Annotated in this window: 14 protein-coding genes; 8 read left to right on the top strand and 6 right to left on the bottom strand. The window is 71.5% G+C overall.

Annotation, left to right across the window (positions count from 1 at the left end; translation table 11 throughout):
- Positions 1-147: 147 nt before the first annotated feature.
- The 6 genes from ACRDSK_RS22150 to ACRDSK_RS22125 all read right to left on the bottom strand — a co-directional run bounded on the left by ACRDSK_RS22150 (position 148) and on the right by ACRDSK_RS22125 (position 7,635).
- A complete protein-coding gene (locus ACRDSK_RS22150; RefSeq protein WP_431443144.1) occupies positions 148-1,962 on the bottom strand; it encodes an FAD/NAD(P)-binding protein in 1,815 nt (604 codons plus the stop codon).
- Entirely contained in the window at positions 1,959-3,203 is a 1,245-nt protein-coding gene (locus tag ACRDSK_RS22145) for an ATP-grasp domain-containing protein (RefSeq protein WP_431443143.1), read from the bottom strand. The genes ACRDSK_RS22150 and ACRDSK_RS22145 overlap by 4 nt, the downstream gene beginning before the upstream one ends.
- Positions 3,204-3,340: 137 nt before the next feature.
- The gene (locus ACRDSK_RS22140; protein ID WP_431443142.1) at positions 3,341-4,789 is read right to left on the bottom strand and encodes an argininosuccinate lyase; all 1,449 of its coding nucleotides are present in this window, start codon (positions 4,787-4,789) and stop codon (positions 3,341-3,343) included.
- Positions 4,786-5,847 (bottom strand): cysteine synthase family protein, encoded by a 1,062-nt coding sequence (locus ACRDSK_RS22135; RefSeq protein WP_431443141.1) that lies wholly within the window; start codon positions 5,845-5,847, stop codon positions 4,786-4,788. Before ACRDSK_RS22135 ends, ACRDSK_RS22140 begins: the two co-directional genes overlap by 4 nt.
- Positions 5,848-5,917: 70 nt before the next feature.
- Positions 5,918-6,922 carry a hypothetical protein gene (locus tag ACRDSK_RS22130; RefSeq protein WP_431443140.1) on the bottom strand — a complete coding sequence of 335 codons (1,005 nt, stop codon included), beginning with the start codon at positions 6,920-6,922 and terminating at the stop codon, positions 5,918-5,920.
- Complete coding sequence (locus ACRDSK_RS22125; protein ID WP_431443139.1) at positions 6,922-7,635, bottom strand: class I SAM-dependent methyltransferase; 714 nt, start codon at positions 7,633-7,635, stop codon at positions 6,922-6,924. The genes ACRDSK_RS22130 and ACRDSK_RS22125 overlap by 1 nt, the downstream gene beginning before the upstream one ends.
- A gap of 603 nt (positions 7,636-8,238) precedes the next feature.
- Here ACRDSK_RS22125 and ACRDSK_RS22120 point away from each other — a divergent pair.
- The 8 genes from ACRDSK_RS22120 (at position 8,239) to ACRDSK_RS22085 (ending at position 16,694) form a co-directional block, all read left to right on the top strand.
- Complete coding sequence (locus tag ACRDSK_RS22120; protein ID WP_431443138.1) at positions 8,239-8,577, top strand: cupin domain-containing protein; 339 nt, start codon at positions 8,239-8,241, stop codon at positions 8,575-8,577.
- Positions 8,574-9,956, top strand: coding sequence for a class I tRNA ligase family protein (locus ACRDSK_RS22115; protein ID WP_431443137.1), 1,383 nt, complete (start codon positions 8,574-8,576; stop codon positions 9,954-9,956). Before ACRDSK_RS22120 ends, ACRDSK_RS22115 begins: the two co-directional genes overlap by 4 nt.
- Positions 9,946-11,058: an NAD(P)/FAD-dependent oxidoreductase gene (locus ACRDSK_RS22110; RefSeq protein ID WP_431443136.1), complete on the top strand. Its 1,113-nt coding sequence runs from the start codon at positions 9,946-9,948 to the stop codon at positions 11,056-11,058. The genes ACRDSK_RS22115 and ACRDSK_RS22110 overlap by 11 nt, the downstream gene beginning before the upstream one ends.
- Before the next feature lie 2 nt (positions 11,059-11,060).
- Positions 11,061-12,347, top strand: a complete 1,287-nt coding sequence (locus ACRDSK_RS22105) for a SidA/IucD/PvdA family monooxygenase (RefSeq protein ID WP_431443135.1) — start codon at positions 11,061-11,063, stop codon at positions 12,345-12,347.
- Between the two features lie 10 nt (positions 12,348-12,357).
- Positions 12,358-12,723: a hypothetical protein gene (locus tag ACRDSK_RS22100; protein WP_431443134.1), complete on the top strand. Its 366-nt coding sequence runs from the start codon at positions 12,358-12,360 to the stop codon at positions 12,721-12,723.
- Positions 12,724-12,867: 144 nt separating this feature from the next.
- Complete coding sequence (locus tag ACRDSK_RS22095) at positions 12,868-14,160, top strand: ATP-grasp domain-containing protein (protein WP_431443133.1); 1,293 nt, start codon at positions 12,868-12,870, stop codon at positions 14,158-14,160.
- Complete coding sequence (locus ACRDSK_RS22090) at positions 14,157-15,413, top strand: ATP-grasp domain-containing protein (RefSeq protein WP_431443132.1); 1,257 nt, start codon at positions 14,157-14,159, stop codon at positions 15,411-15,413. The genes ACRDSK_RS22095 and ACRDSK_RS22090 overlap by 4 nt, the downstream gene beginning before the upstream one ends.
- Before the next feature lie 9 nt (positions 15,414-15,422).
- Positions 15,423-16,694 (top strand): ATP-grasp domain-containing protein, encoded by a 1,272-nt coding sequence (locus ACRDSK_RS22085; RefSeq protein ID WP_431443131.1) that lies wholly within the window; start codon positions 15,423-15,425, stop codon positions 16,692-16,694.
- The last annotated feature ends 52 nt before the right edge of the window (positions 16,695-16,746 follow it).

The raw sequence follows: 16,746 nt of genomic DNA, 5'->3' as shown, positions 1-16,746 counted from the left end.
GATCCGAGCCCGTTCAGCACGGCCAGCCGATTGCGTGCGCGACCTCGTCCACGACGCCAACGCAACGCGATCCGCATCGCTCAGTTCCAGTGCAGGTGATGGCATACCCCATCGTCCCAAGTGTCAACGAATTAATGACGCGCGACACTAGCGGCCCACCATGGCCTTCGCGCAGCGGTGGGCGTCGTACACCGGACGGGAGTAGCGGCCCGGCGATGGGACCAGGTTGTTGTAGAACGTGGTGCCCTCGCACAGCGGGCCGAGTACCCACACCCGCCGCTCCGGCGTGCCGTCGGCCCGGATCGGGTGCTGGTCCGGCGTGAGGTCGATGCCGCCGACGTACGGGCTTTCCGGGCGGTGCGGCCGGATCCATCCGTTGGCGTGCAACGAAGACACCAGCGAGTTGGTTGAGTCCACGACGGACGGTGGCCGCACGTGCGCCCGGACCAGCCAGTCCACCTCCGTCGAGTACGGCTCGGCCAGCCGGGTCGAGCTGACCCGCCAGCGCCCGGTCGGCCGGTGCCAGCTCAGCATCGGGGCCGGGCCGAACGGCACCCGGACCAGTCCGGCGTCCATCAGCGCCAGCAGCTCGGTGTGCCGCTCGAACTGCGGCCCCACCACGGCCCTGTTGAGCATCGGCATGGTGTGCAACGTGAAGCGGTCCAGCGAGGCCGGGGTGAGACCGCCGAAGTCGACCACGTACCGGAACGTGTCCCGCAGCTCGCGCAACACGTCCAGCGCCGCCTTCACCGGGCTGCGGACGAACCCGAGCAGCCCCTCGGCCAGGTCCGCGCGCAGCAGACCGGCCAGGCACTTCTGGTAGATCTGGTGATCGCCCAGCAGCAGGCCCGCGGCACCTTCGAACGTGGCCTGCGCGTCGAACGGACCGTGCTCGCGGTCCAGCCGGTCGAGCAGCGGCAGCAGGCCGGGGGAGCCGACCCGCGCCAACTCTGCGACCAGGTCCGCCTCGGTGCCGGCGCCGCGGGCCACGCACCGGTGGTAGCCGACCCGCATCTCGGTCAGTACCAACGCGAGCACGTCCGCGTCGAAGTCCAGGGCACCGCCGCGGTCGGCGCGCAGCGCGTCGATGGCGGCGGTGGTGAACGCCACCGGCTCGTACGCCGGGCCGAACTCGACGATCTGTGGCCGGGCCCGGCACGGCAGCCCGGAACGGGAGTACAGCAGGACGTTCGGCTCCCGGCCGCTGGGCAGGTAGCGCAGCGTCGTGCCCTCGGTGACGTACCGGCCGCCGCGGCCGACAGTGAGGCCGGCCAGCACATCCATGGCGGCCAGGCCGAACCCGCCGATCGCCACGCTCTGGCCGGGCAACACGTCCGCGGTGCGCTCGGGCACGGGGTAGGGAGCCGGCACCACCCGCTCCTCGCCGGGACCGTCCACCTCCTCGCGGCTGCCGTAGCCGGTGGTGAGGAACGCGTACTCGGCGGTCACGGTGGTCCCGTCGGCCATGGTGACCACGAGCCCGCCGGCCGGTCCGTCGGCCAGGTCGACCGCGACCCCGCGATGCCACACCACCCGCACCCAGTTCGGCGCACGGTCGAGCACCACGCCCAGGAACCAGGCCAGATACTCGCCGAGCACCCGCCGCGGCAGGAAGTCGCACTCCCGGATCGGCCGTCCCCGCGTGCCGACGGTGAACCCGTCGGCGTCGATGCGCAGCCCGCGCTCGGTCACCCAGTCGAACAGGGTCGGCCCGCCGGCGTCCACATCGGACCCGACGCTGTGCCGGTCGGGGAACATCGACACCTGCGCGCAGGTGGTGTTGAGCAGCAGGTAGTCCGGCTGGTCCAGGTGGTGCACACCCTCGCCGCCGCAGGTCGGGTCCACCACGTGCACCACGGTCTCGCCGGCGTCCGGTCCGGTCAGCTTGGCGAGCGTGACGATCCGCTCCAGCACGCCGAGCCCGCGCGAGCCCAGCCCGACGATCACCGCGGTACGACTCATGCCTTGGCTCCTTCGCCGGCGAGCGCGCCGGAGTCGATGTGCGGCCACAGCTCGGCGAGCCCGGCGTCGGCCGCCAGCACCGCCGCGGCCGGGTCGTCGGCGGTGGCGATCACGTAGCCGAGCCGGTCCTGGAAGGAGTTGCTGAGCACGACCTCGAAGCCCGCCGGCCGGATCGGCCCGGCCTCGACCACGCCTGGCACCCGCTGGGCCCGGTCGACCCCGTCCACGCCGCACAGCGTGCCCGCGGTCTCGGCGACCAGGAACCGGATCGACGCGGCCAACTCGCGACTCGGTCGCGGGGCCTTGTCCTGCCCGGCCGCCCTGGCCACCTGCCGCTCGATCAGGTCGACGCCGAGGGCCTCCTGCAGCATCCGCGGGATCATGCCGCCCGCCAGGCGCGGGTTCACCTCGATCAGCGCGGCGCCCGCGTCGGTCAACCGAAGCTCGACATGGGCCGCGCCCCACCCCAGCCCGAGCGCGCGCAGCGCGTCGCGCGCGGTGGCCGCGAGGTCGTCGTGCTCGGCGGTGCTCACCCCGGCGGGGAAGTCATGGCCGGTCTCGACGAAGTACGGGTGCGGCCCGAGCCGCTTGCGCACCACGGCGACCACCTGGTCGTCGAACGTCTCCACGGAGAACTCCGCGCCGGACAGGAACTCCTCGACCAGCACGGCTCCCGGCACCGGGATCGCCAGCCGCGCCGGGTCGGTCTCCAGCAGGTACCGCGTCGCGGCCGCGACCGCCGCCGCGTCGGCACACCAGCGCACGCCGATCGACCCGCTGCCGGCCGGCGGCTTGACCACGACCGGAAAACCGAGCTCGCGCGCCAGGTCCGCCGCCTGGTCAGGATCGGTGGCCAGCCCGAACCGGGGTCCGCGGACCCCGCCGTCGCGCAGCCGGACCCGCTGGGTGTGCTTGTCCCGGCAGGCCAGCACGGCGTCCGGGTCCGGATGCGGCAGGCCAAGCGTGTGGGCCGCCTGCCCGGCGACGCCGACGTAGTACTCCGAGCTGCTGGCGATCCCCACCACCCGGCCGTCCAGCGGGGCGCACTCGGCGAGCACGGCGGCGACGGAGCCGGTGTCCGTCACGCGGGTGTCCACCTGGTCCTGCGCCAGGTACGGGTAGCGGCCGGGATCGCGGGCGAGGACCACCGGGCGCAACCCGAGCCGGCGCGCGGCGGCGCAGAACAACCGACCGGTCCCCGTGGTGTTGCTCTCCACCAAGACCAGTGACTCGTTGGTCATGCTTTTACCTTCGTGATGTTCCGCCTCTCCGGAATTCAAACGCTTGGTCGCCGTGGGTTGGTTCGGTTCCGTCGCGTGCGTACTTGTGGCTGGGTTGCGTCCCGTTCCCCTTAGGTGCGGTTGCGAGGCGGGTGAAGTCATGCCACCGCCACCGTTTTGGCGACCGCGTCGGCCAGTTCTCCGGCCGCTTCCATGTCGGTGTGGCGCCGGTCCGCCAGCCACTGGCGGTGTTCGGCCCAGTGGGCCACCGCGTCGTCGTGGGGTTCGGCGAAGTCACCCGGGCCGCCGCCGTAGCGGTGCGCGGCGGCGAGCGACGGCGGGTCCAGCTCGCTCAGGCCGGTGCCGGCCAGCCAGCCCGGCGGGCCGAACTCAGCGAAGGCGGTGGACCCCGCGGCCACCGCCTCCCGCACCGCGGCGCCGACCTGGTGGTGCGCGGTGCGGAACGGCACCCCGGAGACCACCAGCCGGTTGGCCACCGAGGTGGCCGTGGTGAAGCCCTGCTCGGTGCGCTCCAGCATCCGGTCCGGCCGCGGCCGCGCGCCGGAGACCAGCACCTGGCTCAGCAGGACCGACTCCTCCGCGGCCCGCCAGCCCGGTTCGAGGTTCGCGACCGCCTCGGTGCCGACCTCGATGGTGTTGGTGAACGGGGTGCCGGCCGTCGCCGCCGCGCTCGCCGCCCACGCCCCGATCGCCTGCGCCGGCTTGGCCTTGACGTGCTCGAGCAGGAAGGCGTTGCGCTTCTGCGGCATGGCCGAGCTGCCGCCGACCAGCCGGTCGGGGAACTCGACGAGGCCGAACTCCGCGGTGCTCCACAGCTGCAGGTCGGTGGCAAGCCTGCTGAGCACGACCGTGAGCCCGGTCGCGGCACCGAGCAGCCGCAGCGGCACGTCCCGGCTGGCCACCGCGTCCAGCGCGTGCGCGGCGGGCCGCTCGAAGCCGAGCAGCCGGGCGGTGTGCGCGGCGTCGATGGGCAGGTCGGTGCCGGCCACCGCGCCCGCGCCGAGCGGGCAGGCCTCCAGCCCGGCGGCGGCGAACCGCAACGCGGCCAGCTCCCGCTGCACCGCCAGCGCCACGCCGAGCAGGTAGTGCCCGTAGGTGACCGGCATCGCCGCCTGGAAGTGGGTGTACACGGGCATCACGGTGTGCCGGTGCGCGCGGGCCCGCGACAGCAGCACGCCGGCCAGCCGCCCGGCCTGCTCACCGAACTCCAGCAGCCACCGGCGCAGTCGCAGCGCGGTCATGGTGGCCTTGAGGTCGTTGCGGGACCGGCCGGTCTGCAGCACGCCGCCGACGTCCGAGCCGAGCCGCTCGACCAGGAAGCCCTCGTACATCAGGTAGAGCCCGCGCGGCGCCGGCCGGGACAGCAGCGGGCGGTAGTCCTGCTCGGTCAGCTCCGCCATGCAGCGCAACAGATCCCTGGCCGCGGTCGCGGTGATCAGGCCGCGTTCGGCCAGCATCACCACGTGCGCCTGGTCCACCTGGATCATCAGCGGCAGCTCGGCGGCGAGCGTGGCCTGCGCCAGGTCGCCGTACACGACCCGCCGGGTCCGCGGTCCGAGCTGGCCGACCAGTCTTCCGGTACTCACCGGGTTGCCGCCGGTTCCTGGCCGCTGAGCACCTCGGCATGGCTGCGCCGGTCCCACCGGAAGCTGGACCACGGGACCGGCGGCCGGGTCGAGTCGGTGGTCGCCACCGGGTCGGCGGGGTCGGCCGGTGCGCCGTGTCCGTTGGCCTGCAACCACTCGTCGTCGTAGACGGTGTCCAGGTAGCGGTAGCCCTCGTCGGGCATCATCACCACCGTCATCGAGTCCGGGTTGTTCGTCGCGTGCCAGTTGGCCACCTGGAAGGCGGCGCCGCTGGTCGGTCCCATGAACAGCGCGTGCTGCCGGTGCAGCCGCCGGGTCGCGGCGTAGGCGAGCGAGGCCGACACCCAGTGCACGTCGTCGAGGACGCGGTAGTCCAGGTTGGCCGGGACGACGCTCATGCCGAGCCCGCGCAGTTCGCGGTGCCCGTCCGGCGGTCCGAAAAGGACACTCGCCTGGGTGTCCACCGCGATCGCCCGGCAGTCCGGGGAGACCGTGCGCACGTAGGACACCGTGCCGGACATCGAGCCGCCGGAGCCGACCGGGCCGACCACGCAGTCGACCTGACCGAGCGACGCCAGCAGCTGGTCGGCGACCGTGGCGTAGGAGCGTGGGTTGTCCGGGTTGGAGTACTGCTCGGGACAGAAGGTGGCGTGGCCCTCCGCGGCCAGCTCGGCGCGCACCTCGGCGACGCGGTCCAGCCGTGCGGTCTGGAACCCGCCCGGCCCTCGGCCGGCCGCCGCGGGCACCCGCTCCACGGTCGCGCCGAGGTCGGTCAGCCTGCGGTACAGCCGGGCGTCCACCACCGGGTCGCTGACCAGGATCAGGCGCCGGTTCTGGTGCACCGCCTCCATGGCGAGCGCGAGGCCGAACGTGCCGGAGGTGGTCTCCACGATGACCGTGCCCGGCTCGAGCTGCCCGCGGTCGGCGGCCTGGCGCAGGATGTACCGCGCCGGGATCATCTTCATGAGGGTGAAGCAGACGCCGTACAGGTTCGGCCGCAGCTTGATGAGCCGCGGTGTCTGGTACGCCTCGACGGCACACTCGAACGCGCCGGTCACGACGCCTCCTCGCAGGCTCCGAGGCGCCGCTCGCGGTCGCCCTGTGTCGATGATTCGCTCGCAAGCTCGCTCATCCGGCGATCACCTCCACGCGGGGCAGGACCGGCTCGTCGGCGGTCTGCGAGGGAACCCGGATCACGGTCGTCTCCGGGAGGCCGAGGTCGGCGAGGCCCGCCCGCGCCGTGGCGACGTTGCTCTCGGTGTCCGGCAGGCGCGGGTCGAAGATCAGTCCGGCGACGGTTCCGCTGTGCGCCACCTGGATGCCGAGCGCGCCGCACCCGTCGCTCAGCTCGAGCAGCGGCTCGAGCGCCGGCTTGGCCAGGAACCGCTGGTTGAGCCGGGCGCTCTCGGTGCTCACCTCGGCCAGCAGGGCCACATCGCCGGCGGCCACCGCGTGGCGCAGGGCCGCACGCAGCGCCTCGAGGACGAGGATCTCCCGCTCGTCGTACTCGGCCGGCCGCAGGGCCAGGGTGTCCACGCCGGCGCCGCTCGGGTCCGTGTCGCAGCCGACCACGGTCATCGGCGGCAGCTGGTCGCCGAGCGACTCCAGCACGACCCCGTCGCGGTGGGCGAACAGCACCACCCGACCGTCGATCATGACGGAGTCCGACGCGCACTCCGCGGACACCGCGAGCCGGGCGACCTGCGCCACCGACAGCGCCACTCCGTGGTAGTCGGCGACCGCGCGGATGGCGGCCGTGACGTCCGCCGTGGACGAGCCCATGCCGATGCCGCGCGGGACGTCGCTGGTGATCTCGATCCAGCCGCCCTTGGCCGCGGCCGGTCGGGCGCCGAACTCACGCAGTGCCCGGGCGGCGGCGCGGCGCACCTTCTCCAGCTCCGGAGTGCCCACGACTCCCCAGTGGTGGTGGCTCGGGTGGAAGATCGCGCGGCTGCGCAGCTCCGGTTGGGGGAGCGTGACGAGCGCGCGCCGCATCCGGCCGTCCTCGTCGGCGAACACGCCCTGCAGCAGTTCGCCGTGGTGTGCCGGCGCGTGCCCGATCCCGACCTCGCTCGAGGTGGCCGCGGGACCGGGCCGCGCCGTCGACGTGCTCAGTTGGGGACCGTGGCGCACTATCCAGCCTTCTTGATCGTGAAGACCAGGCTCTCGTGCTCGTGCTCGTAGTCCCGGTAGCCGGCGTGCGGCGGCTCCCACCAACGCTGCACCTCGACCGACTCCGCGGTCATGCCCACCGACTCCAGCAGCGAGTCCAGATCGGACCGGTCGTAGAAGCGGCAGTAGAAGTCGAAGTGGTCGATGTACTCCTTCGGCGCGATCTCGCGGATGTTCGGGTCCGAGACCTGGCAGTCGTTCATCGTCCACTGGTTCGCGACGAGGTGGCCGCCGGGCCGCAGGATCCGGTGCAGCTCCCGAAGCGCCTCCTCCGGGTTGGTCAGATGACCGAGCAGGTCCCAGCAGAAGATGCCGTCGACGGAGTTGTCGAGCAGTCCGGTGTCGAACGCGTCGACCTTGACGAAGACGACCTTCTCCCGCACCCCGGCGCGCTCCACGACCTGCTCCGCGATGCCCATCGCGTTCAGTGACGTGTCCCCCGCGAGGAGGATCGGTGCACCCGCCGCGAGCGGCGGCAGGTTCCGGCCGTCCCCACACGGCAGGTCCAGGACCACCCGGGCCGAGCTCGCCGCGAACAGGCTGGCGGCACGCTCGGCGTGCGGGACCGGGGGATCGCCCCAGAGATTCCCGCTGCCGCGTACCTGACTGGTGTCGTAGGCGGCATTCCAGAGTGGAATAGCCGCGGCGTCCTTCGACGGCGCGCCCGTGGTCACGTCGGCCCCTCCATGGTTCGCTGAAGTCATCGGCGTACGGCAATACGCCGAACGGTTGAATGAAGAAGTGTCCGAACGGCCAGACGGCCGCCGGAAAGCCTATTTGGTCGGGTGCAGGTTAGCCGCCCGTTCGCCCGGCATCAACAGACTCTGTTAATCAACGGAAAAGACCCGACGGTTCGTAACACGAAACTCGTCTCGGTGGTCAATTGCTTACCGAGCGTGCCCCCGTATACATCGGCATCGCCGTCCCGCCAAGGATCCGAACCCGAGTACTCAGAGCGACCGGCGGCGTGGACATCTACGCGTCCTGCCTCCATTCGGGTTACTGATCACCTCCCCATGATGACAGAATGAAGCAGGTCGTCTTATTCTCCAAGCGATTCAGCGCCACGTTCACTGGAACGGACGACCTGTTGAGCCGTTTGGTCCGGTGATGCGGCCGAAGGGAGTAGTGACACGTGGGCTCGTGCCTGCCAACGTTTTCTAATTTGGATTAGTTCTGATCGCCATTAGATTGTCCAAGCGCCTTGTGTCGCGCCTGCCGGAAGGGTTCGTATGCGTCATTTCGTTCGCGGTTCCGCCGATTCCTACTCCGTTGGCGTGGTCGATGTAGCCCGATGGGAGCAGTACGAACTCGGCGACCGGCTCCCTTTCCAGGCGATGTGGTACACGGTCCCGCCGGGTTCCAGCAGCCCGCGTGACTGCCACCCCGAGGTCGAGTTGTCCGTGGTCATCAGCGGCACCGCGTGGGTGGAGACCGGCGAGACGGTCACCGAGGTGGCGGCCGGCTCCTGCTTCCTGCTGGACAGCTCCGAGGCACACGTGATCCACAACCGGTCGGCCGAAATTCCGCTGCAGGTGTTCACCACCTACTGGATGCCGGCCGAGCCGACCGAGGCCCCGGCGGCGGCCGAACCGGAGCTGGAGGAGGCGAGATGACTGAGCACCAGGGGGGAACCACGGTCATCGTCTTCCCGCAGCCGACGGTCAACGGTCCGCTGCATATCGGCCACCTGTCCGGCCCGTACCTGGCCGGCGACATCGCCGCCCGGGCCGCGCGGGCCCGCGGCGAGCGCGTGCTGGCCCTCGCCGGCGTCGACGTGGACCCCAACTACGTGCTCACCAAGGCCGAGAACATCGGCATGGACGTGCACGAGATGGTCGCCACCTACCGCAGCCAGATCACCAGGGCGTTCGAGCTGGCGAAGATCGGCCACGACGCGTTCCTCGACCCGCAGGACGACGGCTACCGGTCGGCGGTCGCCGGCATGCTGCGCGAGCTGGTCGAGCGCGGGACCGTGCCGATGGAGCGGATCACCCTGCACCGGTGCTCGGACTGCGGCCGGACCCTGCACCACTCCTACGTCGTCGGCAAGTGCGCGGTGTGCGGCACCGGGGCCAACGGCACCTCGTGCGAGGGCTGCGGCGGGTTCACCTCCGCGCAGCACCTGGTGAACCCCAGCTGCGCCCGGTGCGGCGGTGGTCCCGAGCCGATGGAGGTCACCGTCCCGGTGCTGCATCTCGAGGACTACCGCGAGCGGCTGGTCACCGAGTGGCTACGCGGCGAGTGGCCGAACCGGGTGCGCACGGTCATGCGGCAGTACCAGGACGCGCCGCTGCCCGACATCCCGCTGGCCTACCCGACCAACTGGGGCATCGAGTGCGACGGCCCGCTTTCCGGGCTGCGAGTGGACTTTCCGACCGAGCTCGGCCTGAGCTACCTCTACGGTTCCGCGCACGCGCTGCGTCCAGCAGCGAGCGGGCTGACCGAATGGGTGGACGCCTGGCACGAGATCGACGGCGTCTGGCACATGAACGGAATGGACAACACGTTCTACTTCACCGTGCTCTACCCGGCCATCCTGGCGGCCGCGGGAGTGCCCGGCCCCAAGGCGCGCGGCGCGGTGGTCAACGAGCTGTACCTGTTGGAGGGCAAGAAGTTCTCCACGAGCCGCAACCACGCACTGTGGGCCGACGAGTACCTCGCCGAGCAGGATCCGGAGCTGGTGCGGCTGTACCTGTCCTGGGACCGGCCGGACCGCTACGAGAGCGACTTCACCGAACAGGGTTACAACGCGTTCTGCGAGTATGTCCGGCCGCTGCTCGCCGGGTCGCCGCCGAGCGCCGGCGGCCTGCCCCCGGAGCTCGCGCAGGCCGAGCTGCTGCGCGCGGACCGCGCGCTGGACCTGGTCGGGTTCGACTCGGCGCTGGCCATCCGCTCGCTGCTGGCCGCCATGTCGGCCGGGCAGGGTCACGACTCGGTCGCCCTCGCCGCCCTGGCCGGCCGCGACAGCCGGTTCGGTTCCGATGCCGGGTAACGGTCAGGTGCGCGCCTGCATCGTGGGCGGTGGACTGGCCGGCTCGCTGCTCGCCTGGCGACTGGCCACGGCCAGCCGGAGCTGGCGGATCGACCTGGTGACCGGCCACCACTCTCGGGCCGACGCGACCGCCGCCTCCGGTGGGGCGGTGCGGGCCTTCGAGGCGCATCCCGAGCAGCGCAGGCTGGCCGCGATGAGCATGGTCGAGCTGCTGGGCAGCCGAACTCTGCGGCTGTGGGCGGACTTCCGCCGGGTCGAGTCGGTCTACCTGCCCGACGGCGCCGGGCCGCTGGACGACGCGATCGCCGACATCGACCAGCTGCTACCGGGTTCGGCGAGCCTGGTGCCGGCCGTGGAGCTGGCGAAGCTCGGCTGGACGGGGGTGGACGACCACCCCGGGTTCGCCGTCATGGAACGCCGGGCCGGCTACGTCTCACCGGACCGGTTGCGCAACTCCGTGCTGGCAGACGGCGAGGTCCGGAGCCGGATGTCCGTCCACACAGGACCCGTCGGCCGGATCGAGCCGCGGCCGGACGGCGGAGTGCGTTGCGTGGTCGACGGTCGGCCCCGCGACTACGACGTGGTGGTGCTCGCGACCGGTGCGTGGACCGGCGCGGTGCTGCGAAACAACGGCTACCCCGATACGGATTTCCGTGTTCAGTCGATCCAGTACAGCGTGTACCGAACCGGATCCTGGCGGCCGCCGATGTTCGTCGACGAACGCATCGGCGTCTTCGGCCGGCCGACCACCGACGGCGGGTTGCTGCTCGGCCGGCCGACCGGACTGTGGTCGGTCGACCCGGACGTGCCGCCGACCACGCCGCACCTGCACGACAGTGCGGCGACCCTGGCCACCGCCCGGTTCCCCCGCCTGCGGTTGGGCGGCGTGGTGCGCCGGGTCTCCTCGGCGGACTGCTACGCGGACGCGCCCATCCTCGGGCTGCGTCCGGTGACCGACCAGCAGCACCGCCTCTTCACCTTCACCGGCGGCTCCGGCGGCTCGGTCAAGACCGCGCTCGCCGCCAGCCACCGGGCCGCGGTCCAGCTCATCGGATCCGGTCAACCAACCGAACTTGTCACCGTCGGACGCAGAATAGGATGAACATGATCAAGGACTTACCTTTATCGGCGCCCGTAACCGAGTACCACACGGTCGGGATCGGTGCCGGCCCAGCGAACCTGAGCCTGGCCGCGCTGTTCGAGTCTTCGACGAACCAGGAGATCGCCCTCTTCGACCGGCAACCGGGGCCGGCCTGGCACAACCGGTTGCTGCACTCCGGCGTGCGGATGCAGACCTCGTGGCTCAAGGACCTGGTCTCCCTCGTCGACCCTCGCCACGAGCTGACCTTCCTGAACTACCTGGTCACCGAAAGCCGGCTGTTCGCCCTGCTCAACTCGCAGTTCGACGTGATCCCGCGGCTGGAGTACGTGCGCTACCTGGCCTGGGCGTCCGGGCGGCTGCGCAACGTGCGCTACGGCGTCGACGTGGACAAGATCTCCTTCGGTGAGGGCGGGTTCACGGTCTACTCCGACGGGCGTGCGATGGCCCGCTCGCACAACCTGGTGATCGGCATGGGCAGCAGACCGGTGATCCCGGCCGGACTGTCCGGGCTGCCGCCGGAGCGTGCGTTCATCGCCGACGAGCTGGCCGAGCGGCTGGACGAGATGAGCGCGCACAAGGACGCGCCGGTCGCCGTGGTCGGCGGCGGCCAGACCGGGCTCGAGGCCACCATGAAGCTGCTTGGCCGCGGCTTCACCAACATCAAGTGGTTCGGCCGCAGGTTGTGGTTCGACACGATCGACGACTCGCCGGCAGCCAACGACGTGTACCGCCCGGCACACGTCGAGGCGCTACAGCGGCTGTCCCCGGTGACGCGGCGCCAGGTGATCGAGCGGCTCAACCCGACCGGTGACGCGCTGACGCCCGGCGCGATGCGGACGCTGTACCAGGCCAACTACGACGGCCTGCTCGAGCTGGACCGGTTCCCGGTCACCCTGTTCCCGGCGCGGGACGTCACCTCCGCCGAGTTCGACGGCGAGCACGCCGTGCTCAGCTGCAGCACTCCGGAGAAGCCGGAGGAGCACCGCGCCAAGTTCGTGGTGATCGCCACCGGCCGGGAGAACGTGCAGGTGCCCTTCGACGACGACCTGCGCGAGCGGGTGGAGACCACCTTCGACGGCGAGCTCATGGTCGACTCCGACTTCTCCGTGCGGTGGAAGGGGATGAACGGGCACAAGATCTTCGCGCTGAACCGGGCGAGGATGGCGCTGGGCCTGACCGACGCGAACCTCACGCTGCTCCCGGTGCGCGCGGCGATCGTGCTCAACTCGATGTTCGAGCGGGAGATCTTCCAGGTCCGCGACGAGCTCTGCGCCATCAACTGGGGCTGAGCCGGTGGACATGACGAGACAGCTCGACATGCCGGTCGACTATGCGGGGCGGCGGTTCGCCCCGGCCGGGTCGACCGGCACGCCGACCTCGGTCGGCCGCTACCACCAGGACGGCGACTCGGTGTGGGCAGAGTTCGCCGGCCCGGCGGTGCGTGTCGGGCGGCTGGTGGGCACGCGCCGGCCGGACGGGGTGATCGACGCGTCCTACTGCTACGTCACCGCGGCCGGCGTGGCGGTCGCCGGGACCTGCGAGAGCACTCCCGAGGTGCTCGCCGACGGTCGGGTGCGGCTCACCGAGCGGTGGCGCCGGATGGACGGTTCCAGTGGGGTGTCGGTGATCGAGGAGATCGGACCGGGCGAGGTGGACGGCGCATGAGCGAGCTTGCGAGCGAATCATCGGCACAGGGCGACCGCGAGCGGCTCGACCGAGCCTGCGAGGGGGAGTCATGAGCGAGCTTGCGAGCGAATCATCGGCACAGGGCGACCGCGAGCGGCTCGACCGAGCCTGCGAGGGGGAGTCATGAGCGAGCTTGCGAGCGAATCATCGACACTGAGCGAGGGCGACGACCGGCCGCGGCTGTTGCTGATCGGCACGGGCGGACAGCAGTATCGCGAGTACCTGCTCGGCTCGATCGGCCGGCACTACCGGGTGCACCTGCTGTCGACCGCGGAGCCGACCTGGGAGCGCCAGCACGTGACCGGGTGGACCGTGGTCGACATGCGCGACACCCTCGCGGCGACCGAGCTGACGGCGGCCGCCCGTGAGCTGGGCGACGACGAGCCGCTGGCCGGGGTGCTGGCCTGGGACGAGGCCCGGGTGCTGCAGGCGGCGAAGGTCGCCGAGGCGCTCTGGCTGCCCGGGGGAGACCCGGACACCGCGATGCGTTGCCGGGACAAGCACCTCACCCGGGCGGCGCTCGAGAAGGCCGGGGTGCCGCAGCCGCGGTCGGTGCTCGTGTCCGATGTGGACGAAGCGCTCGCGACGGCCGAGTCGATCGGCTACCCGGTGGTGCTCAAGCCGAGGGCCATGGCGGCGAGTCTCGGCGTGGTCCGCGTCGACTCGCCGGCGGAGCTGAAGGAGCGGTTCGCCTTCGCCAGGGACATCACGATCCCGGGTGCCTGGCGGTACGACCAGGTGCTGGTCGAGGAGTGCGTGACGGGCGAGGAGATCAGCGTCGACTCGGCCGTGCACGTCGGCGAGGTGCACCCGATGTTCGTGGCCCGCAAGCAGATCGGCTACGCGCCCTACTTCGAGGAGGTCGGCCACGTGGTCGACGGGGCCGACCCGCTGCTGGCCGACGAGTCGATCACGCAGCTGCTCCACGACGCGCACCTGGCGCTCGGGTTCACCGACGGCATGACGCACACCGAGCTGATGATGACCGCGGACGGCCCCAAGGTCATCGAGGTCAACGCGCGGCTGGGCGGGGACCTGATTCCCTACCTCGGGCTGCGGGCCACCGGCATCGACCCCGGTCTCGCGGCGGCCGCGGTCGCCTGCGGCGAGAGTCCCAACGTCACGCCGACCCGTCGGCTCGCCGGGGCGGTGCGGTTCTTCTACCCGGACCACGACGACACCGAGATCGGCGCCGTCGACCTGGACGTCGACTCCCTGCCGACCCGGCCCGACCGGTTCGTCGTGCTGGCGGAGCCGGGGGAGGTCATGTCGCCGCCGCCGAAGGGCACGCTGTTCGGCCGGGTCGCGTTCGCCACCGCGGTCGCCGACGGTCCCCGGCAGTGCCTGGACACCCTGGCGGCGGTGCGGTCCGCGCTCACCATCCGCGCGCCCGCGGCCGCCGGCGGCGGGCGGTGAGCGCGCCCAGACCGAGGTTGCTGGTCGTCGGCACCGGGGCCCGGGCGTTCAAGGAGTTCCTGCTGGACTGGGTGAGCCGGCACTTCCGGGTGCACCTGTTCCCGGACGGCGAACCCACCTGGGAGCTCGACTACGTCGACGGGTACTCGACCGTGAACCTGCGGGAGACCCGCGACGCCACGGAGCTGTGCGAGGTGGCGGCCGAACGGGCCGCCGTCGAGCCGTTCGCCGGGGTGCTGGCCTGGGACGAGGCACGCGTGCTGCAGGTGGCGAAGGTGGCCGCGGCGCTCGGGCTGCCCGGCTGGACACCCGAGGTGGCCATGCGGTGCCGGGAGAAGGACCGGACCCGTGTCGCGTTCGCCGAGGCGGGGATCCCGCAGCCGCGGTCGGTCGTCGCGTCCGATGTGGACGAAGCGCTGCTGGCGGCGGAGTCGATCGGGTTTCCCGTGGTGCTCAAGCCGAGGGCGATGGCGGCGAGCCTGGGCGTCGTCCGGGTGGACTCGGCGACCGAGCTGCGTGACCGGTTCGCCTTCACCCGCGACGTCGCCATCCCCGGTTCCTGGCAGTACGACCAGGTGCTGGTCGAGGAGTTCCTGACCGGGCCCGAGATCAGCGTCGACTCGGCCGTGCACGCGAGCGTGGTGCACCCGATGTTCCTGGCCCGCAAGGAGATCGGCTTCGCGCCGTACTTCGAGGAGATCGGCCACGCGGTCGACGGCGCGGATCCGCTGCTGACCGACCCGGTCGTCGGCCGGCTGCTCGCGGACGTGCACGCGGCGCTGGGGTGCACCGACGGGATGACCCACACCGAGCTGAAGCTGACCGACGAGGGTCCGAAGGTGATCGAGGTCAACGGCCGGCTCGGCGGCGACCTCATTCCCTACCTCGGCTGGCACGCCACCGGGATCGACGCCGGGCTGGTGGCCGGCGAGATCGCCTGCGGCCTGCCGCCCACGGTCACTCCGCGGTGGCACCAGGTCAGCGCGGTGCGGTTCCACTACGTGGAGAAGGACGACACCAAGATCGAGGAGATCCGGGTGGACCGGGACAGGCTGGCGCCGGCGGTGGACCGGTTCGAGGTCGTGGCCCGGCCGGGCGCGGTGCTGTCACCGCCGCCCAGAGGTACGTTGTTCGGCCGGCTCGCCTACGTCACCGCGGTCGCGGAGAGCGCGGCGGCGTGCCGGCAGGCGTTGGACTCGGCGTCGGACGCGCTCATGGTTCGCACGGCCGCGCCGGCGGCTACACCTAGATAGGGCAGGAAAATGGACAGGTACGCGATCGTTGTCGATCCCCTCGGCACCGGCAAGGACTACCCGGCGGAGTTCGCCGCCGCGGGAGTCGAGGTGGTGGCCGTGATGGCACAGGCGAAGCCGATCGCGCTGTACGCCTCGTCGTGGCAACCGGAGAACTTCCGGCACATCCACATGGCCGTCGACTACCCGGACCTGGCCACGCTCGCCGCGGCCTTGTCCGGGTACCGGCCGATCTGCGTGATCGCCGGCTCGGAGACCGGGGTCGAGCTGGCCGACGCGCTGGTCGAGCTGCTGCTGCCGGGCACCGGGCACGTGCCGCACCTGGCGGCGGCCCGGCGGGACAAGTGGGCGATGGCCACCGCGACCCGCGACGCCGGCCTGCCGCACCTGCGTCAGATCTGCTCCGCCGACCCGGACGAGATCGACCGCTGGCTGCGCACGACCGGCCTGGACACCGAGCGGGTCGTGGTCAAGCCGCCGAAGTCGGCGGCCACCGACCACGTGCACATCGTCGACCGGGGCAGCGACTGGCGCCCGCTGTTCGACCAGATCTACGGTCACGTCAACGAGTTCGGGCTGCGCAACGACGCGGTGCTGGTGCAGGAGTACGCCCACGGTCCGGAGTTCCTCGTCGACAGCTACTCGGTGAACGGCCGGCACGGCCTCGTCGACGTCTGCCGGTACACGAAGGTGCAGCGCGGTGACCGCATCGGCGTCTACGACCTGGTCGACTTCCTGCCCCCGGACGACCCGGACATCGCCACGGTGTGGCCGTACATCCAGCAGGTGCTGGACGCGGTCGGCGTGCGCAACGGCTGCTGCCACACCGAGGTGATCGTGACCCCGAACGGGCCGCGGCTGCTCGAGGTGGGCGCCCGGCCGGCGGGCGGCGGCCACCAGATGATCTCCAAGCTGGCGACCGGCACCAACCACATCGAGCGGACCGTCGAGCACCGGGTGCACGGCCGGTTCACCGAGGGCTTCGAGCTGGTGCAGCGGGTGTGCAGCGTGGTGATCACCGCGCCGTACGCGGGGATCTGGCGCAACGCCGAGCTGTTCGACGGCGTCGAGAACCTGGGCACTTTCTGGGCCAAGCACTTCTACTTCGGGACCGACGAGGTCGTGCCGGCTCCCGCGGGACTCTCCAGCATGCTCGGCTGGGTGGTGCTCGCGGCGACGGACCACGACGCGGTGCAGGCCGACTACCACCGGATCAAGGAGCTGGAGCAGCAGATCCGGGTGAATCAGGTCGAGTCGCTCGACGCCGCTCCGGTGAGCTGAGGCTGTCGGCCCGACATGAAACGGCGGGGCTCGGCCAGCGTCAGCCGCGCAC

Origin of the sequence: Actinophytocola sp. (assembly GCF_050699915.1) — a bacterium.
Taxonomy (GTDB): domain Bacteria; phylum Actinomycetota; class Actinomycetes; order Mycobacteriales; family Pseudonocardiaceae; genus Actinophytocola.
The sequence above is the reverse complement of the archived record's forward strand: the minus strand, read 5'-3'. Positions and strand labels throughout refer to the sequence as shown.

Bases quoted from the DNA above. Each gene is read 5' to 3' on its own strand.
- ACRDSK_RS22150 (WP_431443144.1), bottom strand. From the start codon at position 1,962: ATGAGTCGTACCGCGGTGATCGTCGGGCTGGGCTCGCGCGGGCTCGGC.
- ACRDSK_RS22085 (WP_431443131.1), top strand. From the start codon at position 15,423: ATGGACAGGTACGCGATCGTTGTCGATCCCCTCGGCACCGGCAAGGAC.
- ACRDSK_RS22095 (WP_431443133.1), top strand. From the start codon at position 12,868: ATGAGCGAGCTTGCGAGCGAATCATCGACACTGAGCGAGGGCGACGAC.
- ACRDSK_RS22115 (WP_431443137.1), top strand. From the start codon at position 8,574: ATGACTGAGCACCAGGGGGGAACCACGGTCATCGTCTTCCCGCAGCCG.
- ACRDSK_RS22110 (WP_431443136.1), top strand. From the start codon at position 9,946: ATGCCGGGTAACGGTCAGGTGCGCGCCTGCATCGTGGGCGGTGGACTG.
- ACRDSK_RS22145 (WP_431443143.1), bottom strand. From the start codon at position 3,203: ATGACCAACGAGTCACTGGTCTTGGTGGAGAGCAACACCACGGGGACC.
- ACRDSK_RS22105 (WP_431443135.1), top strand. From the start codon at position 11,061: ATGATCAAGGACTTACCTTTATCGGCGCCCGTAACCGAGTACCACACG.
- ACRDSK_RS22100 (WP_431443134.1), top strand. From the start codon at position 12,358: ATGACGAGACAGCTCGACATGCCGGTCGACTATGCGGGGCGGCGGTTC.